The sequence below is a fragment of the Shewanella sp. SM29 genome, from assembly GCF_025654245.1.
In the GTDB taxonomy this organism is placed as follows: Bacteria; Pseudomonadota; Gammaproteobacteria; order Enterobacterales; family Shewanellaceae; genus Shewanella; species Shewanella oncorhynchi.
Genome location: NZ_JAKKRN010000042.1, coordinates 23,473 through 39,402 on the forward strand (window position 1 = coordinate 23,473; position 15,930 = coordinate 39,402).

At 43.1% G+C, this 15,930-nt stretch carries 20 protein-coding genes and 4 tRNA genes; 16 read left to right on the forward strand and 8 right to left on the reverse strand.

Going from position 1 to position 15,930, the window contains the following annotated elements; genetic code table 11:
* Positions 1-22 precede the first annotated feature (22 nt).
* From L5L77_RS20450 to L5L77_RS20490, 9 genes are all read left to right on the forward strand, one after another.
* A complete protein-coding gene (locus tag L5L77_RS20450) occupies positions 23-469 on the forward strand; it encodes a nuclear transport factor 2 family protein (RefSeq protein ID WP_219251282.1) in 447 nt (148 codons plus the stop codon).
* Complete coding sequence (locus tag L5L77_RS20455; RefSeq protein WP_263142397.1) at positions 469-1,269, forward strand: SDR family NAD(P)-dependent oxidoreductase; 801 nt, start codon at positions 469-471, stop codon at positions 1,267-1,269. The genes L5L77_RS20450 and L5L77_RS20455 overlap by 1 nt, the downstream gene beginning before the upstream one ends.
* Complete coding sequence (locus L5L77_RS20460; protein WP_263148721.1) at positions 1,266-2,516, forward strand: NAD(P)/FAD-dependent oxidoreductase; 1,251 nt, start codon at positions 1,266-1,268, stop codon at positions 2,514-2,516. The genes L5L77_RS20455 and L5L77_RS20460 overlap by 4 nt, the downstream gene beginning before the upstream one ends.
* Positions 2,513-3,337, forward strand: coding sequence for a DUF1365 domain-containing protein (locus tag L5L77_RS20465; RefSeq protein WP_173497573.1), 825 nt, complete (start codon positions 2,513-2,515; stop codon positions 3,335-3,337). Before L5L77_RS20460 ends, L5L77_RS20465 begins: the two co-directional genes overlap by 4 nt.
* Position 3,338: 1 nt before the next feature.
* Entirely contained in the window at positions 3,339-4,613 is a 1,275-nt protein-coding gene (locus L5L77_RS20470) for an SAM-dependent methyltransferase (protein WP_173497574.1), read from the forward strand.
* Between the two features lie 91 nt (positions 4,614-4,704).
* Entirely contained in the window at positions 4,705-5,286 is a 582-nt protein-coding gene (locus L5L77_RS20475) for a DUF2878 domain-containing protein (protein WP_219233928.1), read from the forward strand.
* A 94-nt stretch (positions 5,287-5,380) separates the two neighbouring features.
* Complete coding sequence (locus tag L5L77_RS20480; protein ID WP_263185736.1) at positions 5,381-5,995, forward strand: chalcone isomerase family protein; 615 nt, start codon at positions 5,381-5,383, stop codon at positions 5,993-5,995.
* Positions 5,983-6,528: a DUF3833 domain-containing protein gene (locus L5L77_RS20485; protein ID WP_263185737.1), complete on the forward strand. Its 546-nt coding sequence runs from the start codon at positions 5,983-5,985 to the stop codon at positions 6,526-6,528. Before L5L77_RS20480 ends, L5L77_RS20485 begins: the two co-directional genes overlap by 13 nt.
* Before the next feature lie 288 nt (positions 6,529-6,816).
* Complete coding sequence (locus L5L77_RS20490; RefSeq protein WP_263185738.1) at positions 6,817-7,044, forward strand: hypothetical protein; 228 nt, start codon at positions 6,817-6,819, stop codon at positions 7,042-7,044.
* An 83-nt stretch (positions 7,045-7,127) separates the two neighbouring features.
* Here L5L77_RS20490 and L5L77_RS20495 read toward each other — a convergent pair whose 3' ends face one another.
* Positions 7,128-7,472 (reverse strand): DUF3634 family protein, encoded by a 345-nt coding sequence (locus L5L77_RS20495; protein WP_105251862.1) that lies wholly within the window; start codon positions 7,470-7,472, stop codon positions 7,128-7,130.
* Between the two features lie 153 nt (positions 7,473-7,625).
* Here L5L77_RS20495 and L5L77_RS20500 point away from each other — a divergent pair, with 153 nt between their 5' ends.
* Complete coding sequence (locus L5L77_RS20500; RefSeq protein ID WP_105251863.1) at positions 7,626-7,811, forward strand: hypothetical protein; 186 nt, start codon at positions 7,626-7,628, stop codon at positions 7,809-7,811.
* A 423-nt stretch (positions 7,812-8,234) separates the two neighbouring features.
* Here L5L77_RS20500 and L5L77_RS20505 read toward each other — a convergent pair.
* The 4 genes from L5L77_RS20505 to L5L77_RS20520 form a co-directional block, all read right to left on the reverse strand.
* A tRNA-Thr gene (locus tag L5L77_RS20505) sits at positions 8,235-8,310 on the reverse strand.
* 44 nt (positions 8,311-8,354) lie between these two features.
* Positions 8,355-8,430: transfer RNA gene (locus L5L77_RS20510), tRNA-Phe, on the reverse strand.
* A 701-nt stretch (positions 8,431-9,131) separates the two neighbouring features.
* A tRNA-Thr gene (locus L5L77_RS20515) sits at positions 9,132-9,207 on the reverse strand.
* Positions 9,208-9,242: 35 nt separating this feature from the next.
* Positions 9,243-9,318: transfer RNA gene (locus L5L77_RS20520), tRNA-Phe, on the reverse strand.
* Positions 9,319-9,707: 389 nt separating this feature from the next.
* Between L5L77_RS20520 and L5L77_RS20525 the strand changes: the two genes are divergently transcribed.
* Both L5L77_RS20525 and L5L77_RS20530 read left to right on the forward strand, forming a co-directional pair.
* A complete protein-coding gene (locus L5L77_RS20525) occupies positions 9,708-10,259 on the forward strand; it encodes a cytochrome b (RefSeq protein WP_263185739.1) in 552 nt (183 codons plus the stop codon).
* A gap of 4 nt (positions 10,260-10,263) precedes the next feature.
* A complete protein-coding gene (locus L5L77_RS20530) occupies positions 10,264-10,839 on the forward strand; it encodes a YceI family protein (RefSeq protein ID WP_028761297.1) in 576 nt (191 codons plus the stop codon).
* A gap of 87 nt (positions 10,840-10,926) precedes the next feature.
* Here the strand turns inward: L5L77_RS20530 and L5L77_RS20535 are convergent, their stop codons facing one another.
* On the reverse strand, positions 10,927-11,205 hold the full coding sequence (locus tag L5L77_RS20535; protein ID WP_006082532.1) for an oxidative damage protection protein: 279 nt from the start codon (positions 11,203-11,205) through the stop codon (positions 10,927-10,929).
* Between the two features lie 2 nt (positions 11,206-11,207).
* On the reverse strand, positions 11,208-12,314 hold the full coding sequence (mutY, locus tag L5L77_RS20540) for an A/G-specific adenine glycosylase (RefSeq protein WP_263223375.1): 1,107 nt from the start codon (positions 12,312-12,314) through the stop codon (positions 11,208-11,210).
* A 200-nt stretch (positions 12,315-12,514) separates the two neighbouring features.
* Here mutY and trmB point away from each other — a divergent pair, with 200 nt between their 5' ends.
* The 4 genes from trmB (at position 12,515) to L5L77_RS20560 (ending at position 15,525) form a co-directional block, all read left to right on the forward strand.
* The gene (gene trmB, locus L5L77_RS20545; protein ID WP_105251866.1) at positions 12,515-13,231 is read left to right on the forward strand and encodes a tRNA (guanosine(46)-N7)-methyltransferase TrmB; all 717 of its coding nucleotides are present in this window, start codon (positions 12,515-12,517) and stop codon (positions 13,229-13,231) included.
* 48 nt (positions 13,232-13,279) lie between these two features.
* Positions 13,280-13,606, forward strand: coding sequence for a YggL family protein (locus L5L77_RS20550; protein ID WP_028761293.1), 327 nt, complete (start codon positions 13,280-13,282; stop codon positions 13,604-13,606).
* Entirely contained in the window at positions 13,606-14,520 is a 915-nt protein-coding gene (gene glsB, locus L5L77_RS20555) for a glutaminase B (RefSeq protein WP_113939414.1), read from the forward strand. Before L5L77_RS20550 ends, glsB begins: the two co-directional genes overlap by 1 nt.
* 183 nt (positions 14,521-14,703) lie before the next feature.
* On the forward strand, positions 14,704-15,525 hold the full coding sequence (locus L5L77_RS20560; protein ID WP_263223376.1) for a YggN family protein: 822 nt from the start codon (positions 14,704-14,706) through the stop codon (positions 15,523-15,525).
* Between the two features lie 168 nt (positions 15,526-15,693).
* Here L5L77_RS20560 and L5L77_RS20565 read toward each other — a convergent pair.
* Positions 15,694-15,930, reverse strand: a 237-nt coding sequence (locus tag L5L77_RS20565) for an integrase core domain-containing protein (RefSeq protein WP_263223349.1), incomplete at its 5' end; no start/stop codon positions are given.

A 15,930-nucleotide genomic window follows, 5' to 3' on the forward strand; every position in this document is an offset into this window, starting at 1 on the left:
TAGGATCAGGAGCAATAACAAGATGATAAACCAAGCGACGACTGAGACTAATACGCTTGTTGATGATTTTATTCAGCTTTATCAAGCTTTAAATAAAGATAACTTGCATCTGTTAGGTCGGGTTTACGACGACAGTATTAGTTTTACCGATCCTATGCATCAAATCACAGGGCTAGCGTCGTTAACTCAGTACTTCGCGAAGTTATATAAGAATGTTAAGCATATTCAGTTTGAGATCAAAGAAGTACAGCAGGATGCGAATCAAGCCGCGCTGTTCTGGCAGATGGAATATAGCCACCCTAAGTTGAATAAAGGCGGACTTATCCGTGTTGATGGCATGAGCCAACTTAAATTCAACGACAAGATTTATTTTCACAGGGATTACTTCGACTTAGGGCAAATGTTGTATGAGCATTTGCCTTGCATGGGCGGCCTTATCCGCTTGCTCAAAGACAGGGCGGCAAAGTAATGGACGCTGTTAAGCCGATGAAAATAAATACAGTGCTGATTACAGGTGCAAGCTCAGGCATTGGGTTGCAACTGGCGCAGGATTATTTGTCCTTAGGTTGGCACGTCATTGCCTGTGGCCGCTCCCAAGAAAGGTTAGAGGCGTTAGCCTTGAATGAACTAGTCGGTGCTACGTTGTTAATTTTTGATATATCCCAGCGCGACCAAGTTCAACAAGCTGGCCAAAATGTAGCTGAGCTATTGGCGAAAACAGATTCTCAGCTCGATTTGGTCATTTTGAATGCGGGCAGTTGTGAATATATTGATGATGCTAAGGCTTTCGATGATGTGTTGTTCGAGCGCGTTATCCATACCAATCTAATTGCAATGGGATATTGCCTCGGGGCATTTTTACCTTTAATGCCTAGGGGGTCACGTATTGGCTTAATGAGTTCCAGCGCTATTTATTTACCTTTCCCTCGCGCTGAAGCTTACGGCGCCTCTAAAGCCGGCGTGCAGTATTTAGCCTCGAGTCTTGCGCTCGATCTTGCCAAGAACGACATAGGCGTGAGCTTGATTTGCCCTGGTTTTGTGGCGACACCACTGACCGCAAAAAATGATTTTTCTATGCCAATGCAAGTGAGTGTACAAACCGCTTCTAAGGCGATACGTAATGGGCTGAAAGGTGACAAGCGCGAGATCCATTTTCCGCGACGCTTTACTTATCTATTGAAGTTGATGTCGTTTTTACCTGCCTTTGTGTGGCAAAAAATGATTGCAAACGATACTCAAGCCAAGCCGCTAAAGGACAAGAGTTTATGAAAAATATCGCCATCGTCGGCACCGGCATTTCTGGATTAACCTGTGGCCATCTATTAAGTGAGTCGCACAGGGTTACAGTGTTTGAGGCCAATGACTATATCGGCGGCCACACGGCGACAGTCGATGTGGAGCATCAAGGGCAAACCTACGCTATAGACACAGGTTTCATCGTGTTTAATGACAGAACATATCCACGATTTGAACGTTTATTGGCTCGCCTTAATGTCACCATATTACCGACTGAGATGAGTTTTAGCGTGCACAATGCGCTGACTGGGCTTGAATACAACGGCCACAATTTAGGTAGTTTGTTTGCCCAAAAGCGTAACCTCCTGAATCCACGCTTTTGGGCCTTTTTAAAAGAAATTTTGCGCTTCAATAAAGGCTGTAAGGCACTCTATCAACAGGATATTTATCCCGAAGGTAACTTAGGTGATTATTTAGACAATGAACACTTCTCACCATTTTTCGCTGAGCATTACATTTTGCCCATGGGCGCAGCGATTTGGTCTTCGAGCATAGAAGATATGCGCGCGTTTTCGTTGAAGTTTTTTATTCGTTTCTTCCAGCACCATGGTTTATTAAATGTCAGTGATAGACCCCAGTGGTATGTGCTAAAGGGGGGCTCGCGTAGCTATATTCCTGATCTTATTGCGCCCTTTAAAGACAATATCCGCCTTAACTCACCCGTGACAGGTATTGAGCGCCATGGCAATGGGGTGAAGTTACAAGTTCACGGTGAATGGTTGGAATTTGATGAGGTGATTTTAGCCTGTCATAGTGACCAAGCACTGCGGATGTTAAACGATCCTACGCCAACAGAACGCGCCATTTTAGGCGACCTCAGCTACCAGAATAACGATGTGGTGCTGCACATGGATACACGTATTTTACCGAAGCGAAAAGCCGCTTGGGCGAGTTGGAATTATAGGTTAGATGGTAACCTAAAACGTCCAGCGTCAGTGACTTATAACATGAACATACTGCAACAGTTGCCAGCCAATGCGCCGACCTTTTGTGTCACCTTGAATCAGTCAGAGTTGATTGATGAGGCGAAAGTGATACGCCGCTTCAATTATGCCCACCCAGTGTTTAACGAAGCCAGTCTTAAGGCTCAGGGCCGCCGTGAGGAAATATCCGGGCAAAATCATACCCATTTTGCTGGCGCCTATTGGCACAATGGTTTCCATGAAGATGGCGTTCGCAGTGCACTTGATGTGTGTGCCCATTTTGGTGTCAGCCTATGACAGGTTTAAATGTGACAGGTCTAAATATGACAGAGCTCAATAGCGGTATTTATTACGGCACTGTATCCCACAGCCGTTTTACGCCGATTAAACATAGTTTTAGTTATGCCATGGCGCTGTTGGCGATTGATTTAGATGAAGTCGATAAGATCAGTGCCATGGGGCGAGTTTTTGCCAGCCAGCGCCACGCTTTACTGAGATTCAATCCTAAAGACTATTTAACTTCTTTTACGACTACATCCAATGACAGCGGTGAAGTGGCTGTTGTCGATCCGAGCGCAGCTGCACTCAAGAGTCGCGTATTGACTCAAGTGGCAGCGTTAGGCGCAGATAAACTGTGCGATCGAGTTTTGTTTGTGGGTCAGATCCGTCATTTTGGCGTGTATTTTAGCCCAGTAAATTTCTACTTTTGTTATCAAGATCAAACGCCTTTATACATGTTGGCCGAGGTGAGTAACACGCCTTGGGATCAGCGCCATTGCTATTTAGTCGATTTAGCCGCGCCCAAACCTTCTGACAAAGTGTTTCACGTGTCTCCCTTTATGACTCTCGATATGCGTTATCTCTGGCATGTGTCTGCGCCGAGTGAAGACTTAAACATTGGTATTGAAAACAAGTCGATGCAAGAGAATGGCAAAAAACTGTTTAATGCCAATTTAGTGATGAAACGCCAACCGATCACGGCGGCCAATTTACGGACGCTTTTGTTTCGCTTCCCTTTTATGACTCTCAAGATCTTCTTCGGGATTTATTGGCAAGCGCTAAAACTCTTTTTTAAACGTGTGCCCTTTGTGCCGCATCCAGCTCAGATGGAGAAATAACATGGAAAATACGGCTTCGCAAACCTCAGTCACCACAGGGAAACTGCCCGACAGTATTGCGCGTAAAGTCTTGCTTAAGGCGCTGGAAAGTCTCCCACATGGCTGCTTGACCTTGGTTGAGGGCGACAAGAGTTATCGTTTTGGTGAGAGTCATACCGACTTGCACGCTACGCTTGTGGTTAAACACCCGAGTTTTTATCGTCAAATAATGCTTTCAGGCTCCATTGGTGCGGGTGAAGGTTATATTCAAGGCCATTGGACGAGCCCTGATCTCACCAAAGTCGTACAACTGTTTGCCCGTAATTTAGCCTTACTCGATAAGATTGAAGCCAAATTCTCTTGGTTAACTGGCACGATAAACCGTGTGAAGCATGTGCTGAATCGCAATTCTCAAGAGGGCTCAAAGCGGAATATTCTCGCCCACTATGATTTGGGTAATGCTATGTATGAGCAATTCCTCGACCGTGAAATGTTGTATTCCAGCGCGCTTTATCCACATGAGGAAGCCAGTTTGCAGGAAGCGCAGTTGTTTAAGCTGATGACTATTTGTGAACGACTCGATTTACAGCCAGGTCAAACCTTGCTTGAGATTGGTACAGGCTGGGGCGCGCTGGCTATTTATGCGGCTAAGCATTATGGCGTACACGTTACAACAACAACGATTTCAGATGCGCAATATGCCTATACCAAAGCCCGTGTCGAACGCGAAGGGCTAAGCGATAAAGTGACGCTGTTGACAGAGGACTATCGCAATCTCACTGGAGAATACGACAGGGTTGTTTCTATCGAGATGATTGAAGCGGTAGGGCATGAGTATTTACCAGGCTTCTTTAAAAAGTTGGAAACATTGTTAAAACCCAATGGGCGCATGCTGCTACAGGCGATAACGATTGCCGATCAACGTTACGACAGTTATCGCAAAAGTGTGGATTTTATTCAGCGTTATATTTTCCCCGGTGGCTGCTTACCCTCAGTGAGCCAAATGGTCGGTCACATTGCTAAACAGACGGACATGGTGGTCTGGTCGCTCAATGATATGGGGCTCGATTACGCTAAAACCTTAAAACATTGGCATGAGAATTTTGATCATGCGATAGGCGAAATCCAAGCTTTAGGTTATGGCGATGATTTTATTCGGATGTGGAAATTTTACCTAAGTTATTGTGAAGGTGGATTTTTAGAACGTACCACAAGCACTGTGCATTTAGTGGCTGTGCGTCCGGACTATCGCATTGCTAGCCATCATCCCCCAAGCCATAGCCCTAATGCGATGTAATCTGTTTTGATTAAGCAGTCACTTTAGTGGAAATAACCATTTTCGTTGGAATGAGCCGCTTTGTTTGCAGCAAGATAAAAGTGAGGCAAAGATGAAGTCCATGTTAGCTAACTCTCGGGTTCCTTTTAAACATCAGGGCTTTATTCTCTATAACGCCTTGAGTTTTCAGGCTGTGTGGTGGTCTAGCGTACTTTGGCTTAACACCTCACTGTTGTTAACTATCCCTTTGTTATTATTTCACTTTATCCTGCTATCTTCCTTAAGTAAGCCCGAGTATCGCAAAGTGGATTTGTTATTGATGCTAAAGGTTGCAGCCTTAGGAATAGGCGTAGATACCGTACTCTCTGTTTTAGGGGTGTTTGAGTTTGCTCTTTTCCCTTGGTGGCTTTGTTGCCTGTGGCTGCATTTTGCTTTGACTCTGAATCATAGTTTGGCCTTTATGCGACCTTTACCGCTGATATTTCAGGCGTTACTCGGGGGCATATTTGGTGGGTTAAGCTATTTGACTGGCGCACAATTTAATGCCGTGAGTTTGCCCTATGGCAATGTTATTTCTGCTGTGGTGTTATTTTTGGTTTGGCTAGTCTTACTGCCATTTTTAATCCAACTTGCTAATCCCTATGGATTTAATCGAAGCACTAAAGCGCGTTCTTTTACTGTGTTTGGGCGTTAATTATTGAGTTGTAAAAATTGATCGCGGTTAAGTCATTATGCCGTTTTTAGTTAAGTACCTGTTGTAAGACATCATGCAGTAAAAGGGGGATCCCATGTCGTCAGTTCGTAATCGTAGCCCAAATCTTGGTTTTTCATTTTTGAATTCAAGCTGCTTAAGTCTATTGGCCCTCAGTTTATTGGCCGCACCTTTAAAAGCGTTAGAGGCGAAAACGCCTGATTTTGAAAACATTACTATCGAGCTGAATGATGCCGCCGATGTGACGCAGACTTTTCAGGAAGTAGGGCGCGGAGAAATGGATTGGCTGTGGTTTAGTTTGTATAAGGCGAGACTGCTGACGGTAAATGGCCGTTATCAACAGGGGCAATATCCTCTGCTGTTAGATATTGAATATTATCGAGATATTGAGTCAGAGGATTTGCTCGAAGCGACAAAAGATCAATGGCAGCATCTAGCGTTTGCCGAAAATGATATCCAGCGTTGGCTGAGTTTATTAACTGCCACTTGGCCAGATGTGAAGCAGGGCGACCATTTAAGTTTTAAGGTTATGGATGGGCAAACGAGTCAGTTTTTCTTTAATCATCAACCACTCGATATTATCCACGATGCTAATTTTGCTGAGGCATTTTTAGCGATTTGGTTATCGAAAGACACTAGCCGTCCGAGTTTACGGGCGCAATTACTCGGAGAAAAACCATGCGATTGTTAACACGACTTATCGGTCAAAAGTTATTGTTAGGCCTAATAATGATAGGGCTGTTGTCGAGTTGTTCATCGGTGGAAGTGACGGATTATAAAGATACTCATCCGACATTGGTTTTGGAGTCATTTTTTAATGGGCCATTAAAAGCCTCTGGGGTCGTACAAGATTTTAGTGGCAAAGTAATCCGCAAATTCAATGTCATTATGGAAGCCAGTTGGCAGGGAAGTGAGGGAGTCATTAATGAATGGTTTGTGTATGATGATGGTGAAACTCAAACTCGTGTGTGGCGCATCAAGGCACTAGGGGAAGGGCGATACTCAGGAACTGCAGGTGACATTATCGGGACTGCCGATGGCCAATCTAACGGCAGTGCGCTACGTTGGAAATACGATATGTTATTGCCTGTGGATGGTGAAGAATATCAAGTTCATTTCGACGATTGGATGTTCTTAGTGAATGATAATACCATTATAAATCAGAGTGATATTATTAAGTTTGGCATCACAGTTGCTAAAGTCACTTTAGTTATTCAAAAATAGTCTCAGCAATTTTTAGTTAAGTTGGCTTACCCCAGCTTGTCTTGGATTAACTCTGTTGATTAAGGCTTAAATGTTGATTAAGACTTAAATTGGCTTAAACAGTATAGCTTGGCTAATAATCCCCTTTTTTCTGCATTAAAGTGTTGAAGTCAAACCAAAGTTGCAGCTAGGCATTTTTGCTAGTGGCATAAGTGATATATGGGGGTAAGGTTATTGCAACCTATTGTTTAAATTTAATTAATCTGAACTTAAGTCTAAGTCTAAGTCTAAATAGATAGGGGGTAGTCGATGAATAAACACGTTGTTTTATGGGGAGTATTTTTAAGTCTGTCGTTAACTTCTTGTTCATCTTTTGACTTTAAGTTTGAGGATCATTCTGAGAAACAAGTCGATCCTCATCAACCCGCAAGCGATCCTATGGTGCAAGATAATGAACGTCGTATTCGAGATGCGAGAAAAGACGGTCAGTTAGAATCCGATTTTCTAAAACCTAGGTATCCAGTTAAGTTTAAATAAGAAAATGCCTTAGGAACTCACTTCAACCTCAATACTTAACTATCAATAGCAAGTATTAAGGTTGCTAGGGGAGAGGCGAAGAACTAACCCGCTTGACGACTGTTATCTATCGATTTTTTGTCATAATATTCAAACGGAAACAGATTACGAATCCTTTGCTTTACATTGTCACTCACGTTGGCAGAAATATGTAAGCGTACATCTCCTGATTTTTCAGCCCTAACAGTACAAGTCAGTTTTTCGGTTTTAGCGATTTGGCGGCATTCCCGTTCGAATCGTTCGGGGATCTTGCCCTTATGCTGAGTCATACGGCCATCTTTAAAATGCATTTCAAAAATAGTCAGACCTTTCTTGCCACCAAATATCAGTTTGTAAACGAGAAATATACCAATAGCGACAAAAATGAGTTTGAAAATATCGGCTGTCATAACGTCTCCTATCTTATGTTTATAGAACCAAGATACTCCCGAGTTAGTTGTTTTAACAGTGCGCTAACGCGCAATTTTGAATTGGCAATAAAATGATTCCAGCCTAGACTTAACTGGCTAAGGAAAAGTAACCCCTCAGTTAAGGAAAACGCCATGTACTTATCAAATGCAGATCGTTGGTCATTATTGTGTAAGAAGCAAATCGATGTTATCGAAAAACTTGCTACACATTTCCCCGAGAGAAAAGCACATCTAAGTGAGCTCACTCAAGGGTGGCGCCATGTTCAACATCAAGTTCAAGCAGGTGATAGGCCTATGCCACTCGAGCTCATCAAATAAGCACGATTGAGTCATTTGGAACTAGATAGTTTGTATAAGAACGCAAAGCCACTCAATAATGAGTGGCTTTTTTATATGGCGAATATAAAACTATCATTTATAGGGGTAAAGGATTAAGTGATTGTCTGTTGCATGAAGTCAATAAATTATCTTAACGCTCGATTTGAACGTTTATTGTGCCAGTATTGAGGGTGCTATTGTTATTATTGAGGGAAGTTCGTTGTGTTTTGCTTTGAAACACTTCAAATTTCAGATACAAAAAAGCCACTCATTGAGTGGCTTCATTGTTTATATGGTGCCGGCACCAAGAGTCGAACTCGGGACCTGCTGAAATTATCGAGAGTAAGTCAGTTGCGCTTTGTACTGAACACTTCAAATTTCAGATACAAAAAAGCCACTCATTGAGTGGCTTCGTTGTTTATATGGTGCCGGCACCAAGAGTCGAACTCGGGACCTACTGATTACAAGTCAGTTGCTCTACCAACTGAGCTATGCCGGCGTAAAGCACAGTAATAAACCCAATCGAATTCATTACCTTAAAATTGGTGCCCGAACCCGGAATCGAACCAGGGACACGAGGATTTTCAATCCTCTGCTCTACCGACTGAGCTATTCGGGCAACTAAACTAAGCGTTAGTTAACTACTTTGAACTAAGTCGTGAAGACCTTGTTCGTTCGAAGTGCGCGTATAATATAGTGCTCGCTTTAGCTGTGCAAGCCCTTTTTAAGTGACTGATTAACTATTAAACAAAATGCGCTTATTTATTTGATTCTTTCGTTTTACCCTTATTTTACCGCTGAAAGTTTCAGCACTTTAACGCCAGTAGGTGTTCCTTTTGGCTGTTTATCCTAACTTCCTCATTTATTTATCTTCTATTTTGGAGAGAAAAATTAAGGTTTAAGCTCACCTGTTGCAAGCAAGTGGCAGTGGGGCGCAGTGGGTATTGTTGAGCTTTGATGGCTGGCTGATATTTATGGGGTGTAACTAAGCGGAGCAACTAAGAGTAAGCGAGTGGCTTCATTGTTTTATATAGTGCCAGCGGCACCAAGAGTCTAACTCGGGACCTACTGATATTATCAAGAGTAAGTCAGTTGCGATTGGCCACAGACTTTGTGAGTTTTTATTCAAATTTCAGATACAAAAAAGCCACTCATTGAGTGGCTTCATTGTTTTATATGGTGCCGGCACCAAGAGTCGAACTCGGGACTTATTGGTATTATCAAGAGTAAGTCAGTTTTGATTGACCACAGACTTTGTTGGTTATTATTCAAATTTCAGATACAAAAAAACCACTCATTGAGTGGTTTCATTGTTTTATATGGTGCCGGCACCAAGAGTCGAACTCGGGACCTACTGATTACAAGTCAGTTGCTCTACCAACTGAGCTATGCCGGCTTAAATCTTTACTGCTAATTTTTACTACAGAATAATGGTGCCCGAACCCGGAATCGAACCAGGGACACGAGGATTTTCAATCCTCTGCTCTACCGACTGAGCTATTCGGGCAACTAAACTAAGCGTTAGTTAACTACTTTGAACTCGTTGGCTAAGCCGTATCGTTCGAAGTGCGGCTATATTAGCTAGGGTGTTTGACCTCTGCAAGTGCTTTTTCCGGATAAATCACTCGTTCGGCTGTTTAATGCACATCTTGGGTGTTTTTTATCTCTTATTTTGCGAATTCAGCTCAATTTCATTCGTTGGCTGTATTTTTCAAGTCAGAGGGATACTGATGTTTACTATAGCTTTGTGCTCACAGATCATGATTTTTGGCTTACTTTCTAAAATTTAGAAAGATATAAGCGATTTTTACTGATTTTAGTTTTTAAATTTAGATTTATGATAATGAATATTATTTCATGGATGGCATGAAGAAAACGCGAGTACGGAGTCGCAGTATGTTTCGAAATAGTCAGTTTGCTTATGGAATTACCGCCATTGTGACCCATTGGTTGAGTGCGTTCGTCGTGATTGGGTTATTTGCAGTCGGTGTGTGGATGGTGGAGTTAACCTACTACAGTACTTGGTACAAGACTGCGCCGCATCTACATAAAAGTATTGGGATTCTGTTATTGGCTGCGACAATATTTCGTTTGGTATGGCGCTTAGTTAATCCCAAGCCAGCACCTGAGGCGAGTCATAAACCGTGGGAAAAGACGGCCGCACATTTGGCGCATTTTATTATTTATATCTTGCTCTTTGTCATCATGACTGCTGGCATTTTGATCTCAACCGCAGATGGCCGTGGTATCTGGGTGTTTGATTGGTTTGAACTACCAGGATTGGGACTTTTGTTTGAAAACCAAGCTGATATCGCGGGTGATATTCACCAATATGCGGCTTACAGCTTGATCGCGCTGGTCGTTATTCACGCCGTGGGCGCATTAAAACATCACTTTATCGATAAAGACGCCACCCTACTTAGAATGATTAAATTTAAACGAGGATAATACAATGAAAAAGCAACTGTTAAGCGCACTGATCGGTGTATCTCTATTGGCTCCTGTGGCGGCTTCAGCTGCTGACTATGTGATTGATCATGAAGGCGCTCACGCTTCTATTACATTTAAAGTGAATCACTTAGGTTATAGCTATGTGGTGGGGCGTTTTAATGATTTTAGCGGCGATTTTAGCTACGATGCGGCTAAACCTACTGCGATGAAAGTGAATGTCACAGTGAATACATTAAGTGTCGATTCAAACCATGCTGAGCGTGACAAACATATTCGCGGTGAAGATTTCCTTAATACTGGCAAATTCGCTAAAGCGACCTTTGCATCTACTTCGGTGGAAGATAAAGGAAATGGCGATTTAGTGATTAACGGTAACTTAACTTTAAATGGTGTGACTAAACCATTAGCGATCAAGGCCCATGCTGTGGGTGAAGGTCAGGATCCTTGGGGTGGCTACCGTGCCGGTTTTACGGGCACAACTACCTTTGCGATGAAAGACTTCGGTATCAAGATGGATTTAGGTCCAGCATCTAGCCATGTTGAATTAGATCTAGTGGTTGAAGGCGTGCGTAAGTAACTCTTTATTCTGTCATTTAGATGAACAAAAAGCGCCGAAAGGCGCTTTTTTGTAAGCTTTATACTTAGAGCCGACTAACGACCAGAATTAATCTTGGTCTTTTTCTGGTACAAAACCTTCAATTTCTACTTCTTTACCTTCAAATAGGAAAGAGGTCATTTGTTCTTCAAGAAATTTACGATCATCAACATTCATCATGTTGAGTTTTTTCTCGTTGATCAGCATGGTTTGCTTTTTTTGCCATAGGCCCCAAGCTTCTTTGCTGATGTTATCAAAAATGCGCTTACCTAAATCACCTGGATACAGTTGAAAGTCTAGGCCGTCGGCTTCTTTATTTAAATATACGCAATTGACTGTACGCGCCATGATTATTCCTTACTGACTGCGGATTGAACGAGTGATCCCAAATTGGCTAGCACGCGCTCGGTGGCGGCGGCGAGTCCCACTTTGGAAGGATGACTTATGTTATACCAGAGAGACTGGTTTTGTTCCATGACAGCGCCCACGCTCTCTTTATTGCCGAGGGTTTTATCGCCGTGAGTTTTATCTAAGTTAAGCATCATGGGCTGAATATCTAAATGAAAGTGGCTAAATGTGTGCCTAAAGCTAGTTAACCATTCGAGTTGCTGCGCATCAAACCCTTGCTCTTCAAGATGAGTTTCAAGGGCGGCTTGGGTAGCGAATTCAGGGAAACACCAAAGCCCGCCCCAAATTCCCGCTGGCGGACGTTTAGCTAGAAAGACTTGATTGTCTTGCATCATCACTAACATCCACGCCGCTTTGGTTGGTATGGTTTTTTTAGGCTTTTTGCCGGGGAAATCGGTTTGTCTGCCAATCAGTTGAGCTTTGCAATCAATCGCCACAGGGCAAGCGGCACAGTTAGGTTTGCTACGAGTGCAAATACTGGCGCCGATATCCATCATGGCTTGATTATATTTCTGAATATCTTGCTGCGGTGTGAAGGCATCCGTCAGTTGCCAAAGTTGCTCTTCAACCGTCTTTTGCCCTGGCCAACCTGCGATTGCCCCATGTCTTGCTAATACACGTTTTACGTTGCCATCGAGAATGGGGTGATGTTGCCCAAGTGACAATGACAATACTGCGCCTGCCGTCGAGCGGCCGATGCCGGGTAGGGCGAGCACTTGTTCAAAATGTGTGGGAAATAATCCCTGATAATCATCGCGGATTATTTTGGCTGCTTTATGCAAATTACGCGCCCTAGCGTAATAGCCAAGACCGGTCCAATGATGTAATACCTCATCGTCTGGCGCGTTAGCAAGTGCTAACACATCGGGGAAACGCGCCATAAATTTAAGATAATAGGGAATAACAGTCGCAACCTGAGTTTGTTGCAGCATGATTTCAGAAACCCATACGCGATATGGGGTTTTATCTTGCTGCCAAGGGAGAGTTTTACGACCGTGATTGTCGTACCAAGAGATGATACGTGTAGCGAAGGAGGCTGTAGATTTCATCGGCGCAGTGTAGCGGCAGTTATCTTCTTAGACAAGCGTCAAAGATAAGTTGGCAAGGGATCTAAAGCTAAAAATCGCTGCTAAATTCGCACTCTTAAATAATCTTGGTATACTTTCGCCCCATTAGTGCTTGCACTGTATGTTGAACTTTGGATAATGCCCTTCTTTTATGATGGTGTTGTCCACTAGACGAGGCAAAAATGAGCGAAGTCACTACCGCTGAATTTAATGAAGAAGGCAAGTATCTGCGCAAGATCAGAAGCTTTGTCCTGAGAGAAGGTCGCCTAACCAAAGGCCAAGCACACGCTATTGAAAGCCAGTGGCCAACAATGGGTTTAGATTACAGCCCAGTGCCATTGGTACTAAGCGACGTTTTTGGTCGTGAAGCTGATACTGTGCTGGAAATTGGCTTTGGCATGGGCGCCTCTTTAGTACAAATGGCTAAAGATGCACCAGAGCAAAATTTCATTGGTATTGAAGTACATAAACCGGGTGTAGGCTCTTGCCTCAGTGATGCCGCCATTGCTGGTGTGACTAATTTACGTGTGTATCATCACGATGCCATGGAAGTATTAGAACATGCGATTGCTGACGGTTCATTAGCCCGAGTGCAATTGTTCTTCCCAGATCCTTGGCATAAAAAACGTCACCATAAACGCCGCATCGTACAAGCTGAATTTGCCGAACTTATTCGTCGCAAGCTAAAAATTGGCGGTGTGTTCCATATGGCCACTGACTGGGAAGAGTACAGCGAGCATATGTTAGAGGTGATGCAAGCCGCACCGGGTTATCAAAACCAGTCGGCCGACGGCAGTGTGGTGCCGCGTCCTGATCATCGTCCATTGACAAAGTTTGAAGCCCGCGGCCATAGACTGGGTCACGGTGTATGGGATCTGATGTTTGAGCGTATCGCTTAATCACGAACTCAATTTTAGCTAATTTTAAACACAAAAGGGAAAATCACTATGGCAACTAATCGTAGCCGTCGTTTACGTAAGAAAATGCGCGTTGATGAATTCCAAGAGTTAGGTTTCGATATGGCTTGGACTTTTGATGCATCAGTATCTGAAGCCGATATCGATGCAACTGTAGATAAATTCATCGATGAAGTGATCGAAACCCGTAAATTAGGTTTCCATGGCGGCGGCCACATCGAATGGGAAGGCATTATCGCCACCCAAACGATTGGTAAATGTACCGAAGAAGATATTGCTGCAGTTAAGGCATTCTGGGCGACCCAAAAAGTATCTCAGGTTGAAGTTAGCGAACTGTACGACATTTGGTGGGGTTAATGCCCGAGTTGGCATTACTTGAGGAAGTGGTCGAGAAAGTTCGACCCTTGCTCGGCCAAGGAAAGGTTGCAAATTATATCCCCGCACTGGCCAGCGTTGATGCTGGCAAATTAGGCATTGCCGTCACGACTGTTGATGGCGAAACCTTAGGTGCGGGCGATTACCTTGAGCCGTTTTCGATTCAAAGTATCTCCAAAGTTTTCAGCTTAACCTTAGCGTTAACTTTATATGAAGAAGCCGAAATCTGGAGCCGTGTTGGCAAAGAACCTTCGGGCCATTCATTCAACTCTTTAGTACAAGTCGAGTTAGAACGTGGCAAGCCACGCAACCCATTTATCAATGCTGGCGCGTTAGTGATTGCTGACTTATTGCAGAGTCGTTTAGGTGCTCCTAAACACAGAATGCTTGAGTTAGTCAGGCAACTAAGCCAAAACGATAAAGTGTGTTTCGATAAACAAGTAGCAGATTCAGAATATCAGCATAGTGCGCGCAATGCGGCTATCGCTTATTTGATGAAGTCATTTGGTAATTTTCAAGGTGATGTTGATACAGTGCTGCGCACCTATTTTCATTATTGCGCCTTGAAGATGAATTGTGCTGACTTGTCTAAGGCCATGTTGTATTTGGCTAATCGCGGCAAAAGTATCACAGGGACTGAGCTTATTTCTCAAGTGCAAACTCGGCAACTTAACGCTCTGTTGGCAACCTCGGGCTTATATGATGGTGCTGGTGAGTTTGCTTATCGTGTTGGTATGCCAGGTAAAAGTGGCGTCGGCGGCGGTATTATTGCCGTGATCCCTGGAGAACTGTCGATTTGTGTATGGTCGCCAGAACTCGATAATAATGGCAACTCACTTGCGGGCACAGCGATGCTTGAGCATCTAAGTCAGCGTCTCGGTCGTTCTATTTTCTAGTCTTATCTCTCGTTTTTTATTAGCACTATCAGACTAAATGTTAGCGAATTTCGCTAATGACCTTTTAGTGCTAACTTTAAAAATCCAACATAATCATATTGTTATAAAGTTGGCACGTCTCCTGCTATAAGCTATTCAGTAGTTTAGGTTTATCGAATTATTCAGATTAAAGGACGAACAAAAATGAAATTAAATAAGTTATTAACTGGATTTGCATTATCTGGCGTGATTTTAGGAACATCTAGCGTACAGCTGGCGCAAGCACAAACAGAGCCAAAAATAGATGAACGCTGTGAAGTCTCCTTAAATTATGACGTTATGGTTGAGCCTAAAAAATTAGTCATGAGCGAGAAGGGCACAGAAAAGTATCGTATCGAAGTTGACAAGTTATTTGTGGAAGGTAAGCAAGTTAACTTAACCGACAAGCAGAAAAAATTGGTTACTCAATATGCCGATGAAGTTTCGACTCAAGTGCCAGAAGTGATTGAACTGGTGAATGAGGCAGTATCTCTTGCTTCCAAAGCGGTTGGTATGGCCTTAACACCTTTAATGGGTGATGCTGCTGGTGCAAAATTTGATGAAATGATGGCTGGCGTTCAAAAACGGGTTGATTCAGTGGCTTACAAGAATGGTGATAGCTTCTATTTAGGGGCGACTGAAGACTCGATGCAAAGTACATTTAACGATGAATTCGAGCAGGAAATGGAACAAATTGTCCAGAATTCAATTGGCGCAATTATGATGAACTTAGGTGGCCAAATCATGTCTGGTGGCGGTGAAAATTTTGAAGCCAAGATGGATACCTTCTCCAAAAAAATGGACAATTTAGGCCAAGATATTGAGCAACAAATTGAGAGCCAATCTAAGGGATTAGAAGCTAAAGCTGACCGTTTGTGCGACCGATTTGAAAATCTGTTAGTGCTTGAAAATCAATTGCGCCAAGAAGTGCCTGAACTAGCACCTTATGTGTTGACACAAAACTCAACCAAGGGACTGCGTGAATAGTTCTTGTAAATAGTTCTTGTAAATATCTCTTGCGAATAGCCCTTAGTTTTAACTGCAATAACTTCTATCTCCTTGTGCATGAGTCAAACTTGAATGCTACGCCCCTAGTCAATTTATCGACTAGGGGCTTTTTTATTGGCTACTGTTTAATCGTGGCAACTGTAGTGGTCAAGTAAAATTGGCCACGATTTTAGAGTCATTCCAATATAAACGTTCTGACTCATTTGGCGTTAACCCACCATTATATTGATGGGGTCTGGTCTCACTGTAATATCCAGTGATGTAATTTGTGATCTCTTTATCTGCTTCTGTAAAATTCCCATAACCACTGGCGGGGATCCACTCAGATTTCAAACTTCTAAAGAAACGCTCCATTGGTGCGTTATCCCAACAATTCCCGCGACG

Excerpts from the sequence above, each read along its gene's own strand:
- L5L77_RS20550 (WP_028761293.1), top strand. The coding sequence starts at position 13,280 with ATGGCAACTAATCGTAGCCGTCGTTTACGTAAGAAAATGCGCGTTGAT.
- L5L77_RS20525 (WP_263185739.1), top strand. The coding sequence starts at position 9,708 with ATGTTTCGAAATAGTCAGTTTGCTTATGGAATTACCGCCATTGTGACC.
- L5L77_RS20500 (WP_105251863.1), top strand. The coding sequence starts at position 7,626 with ATGTACTTATCAAATGCAGATCGTTGGTCATTATTGTGTAAGAAGCAA.
- L5L77_RS20560 (WP_263223376.1), top strand. The coding sequence starts at position 14,704 with ATGAAATTAAATAAGTTATTAACTGGATTTGCATTATCTGGCGTGATT.
- L5L77_RS20475 (WP_219233928.1), top strand. The coding sequence starts at position 4,705 with ATGAAGTCCATGTTAGCTAACTCTCGGGTTCCTTTTAAACATCAGGGC.
- L5L77_RS20490 (WP_263185738.1), top strand. The coding sequence starts at position 6,817 with ATGAATAAACACGTTGTTTTATGGGGAGTATTTTTAAGTCTGTCGTTA.
- L5L77_RS20480 (WP_263185736.1), top strand. The coding sequence starts at position 5,381 with ATGTCGTCAGTTCGTAATCGTAGCCCAAATCTTGGTTTTTCATTTTTG.
- L5L77_RS20470 (WP_173497574.1), top strand. The coding sequence starts at position 3,339 with ATGGAAAATACGGCTTCGCAAACCTCAGTCACCACAGGGAAACTGCCC.
- L5L77_RS20535 (WP_006082532.1), bottom strand. The coding sequence starts at position 11,205 with ATGGCGCGTACAGTCAATTGCGTATATTTAAATAAAGAAGCCGACGGC.
- trmB (WP_105251866.1), top strand. The coding sequence starts at position 12,515 with ATGAGCGAAGTCACTACCGCTGAATTTAATGAAGAAGGCAAGTATCTG.
- L5L77_RS20465 (WP_173497573.1), top strand. The coding sequence starts at position 2,513 with ATGACAGGTTTAAATGTGACAGGTCTAAATATGACAGAGCTCAATAGC.
- mutY (WP_263223375.1), bottom strand. The coding sequence starts at position 12,314 with ATGAAATCTACAGCCTCCTTCGCTACACGTATCATCTCTTGGTACGAC.
- glsB (WP_113939414.1), top strand. The coding sequence starts at position 13,606 with ATGCCCGAGTTGGCATTACTTGAGGAAGTGGTCGAGAAAGTTCGACCC.
- L5L77_RS20530 (WP_028761297.1), top strand. The coding sequence starts at position 10,264 with ATGAAAAAGCAACTGTTAAGCGCACTGATCGGTGTATCTCTATTGGCT.
- L5L77_RS20450 (WP_219251282.1), top strand. The coding sequence starts at position 23 with ATGATAAACCAAGCGACGACTGAGACTAATACGCTTGTTGATGATTTT.
- L5L77_RS20460 (WP_263148721.1), top strand. The coding sequence starts at position 1,266 with ATGAAAAATATCGCCATCGTCGGCACCGGCATTTCTGGATTAACCTGT.
- L5L77_RS20455 (WP_263142397.1), top strand. The coding sequence starts at position 469 with ATGGACGCTGTTAAGCCGATGAAAATAAATACAGTGCTGATTACAGGT.
- L5L77_RS20485 (WP_263185737.1), top strand. The coding sequence starts at position 5,983 with ATGCGATTGTTAACACGACTTATCGGTCAAAAGTTATTGTTAGGCCTA.
- L5L77_RS20495 (WP_105251862.1), bottom strand. The coding sequence starts at position 7,472 with ATGACAGCCGATATTTTCAAACTCATTTTTGTCGCTATTGGTATATTT.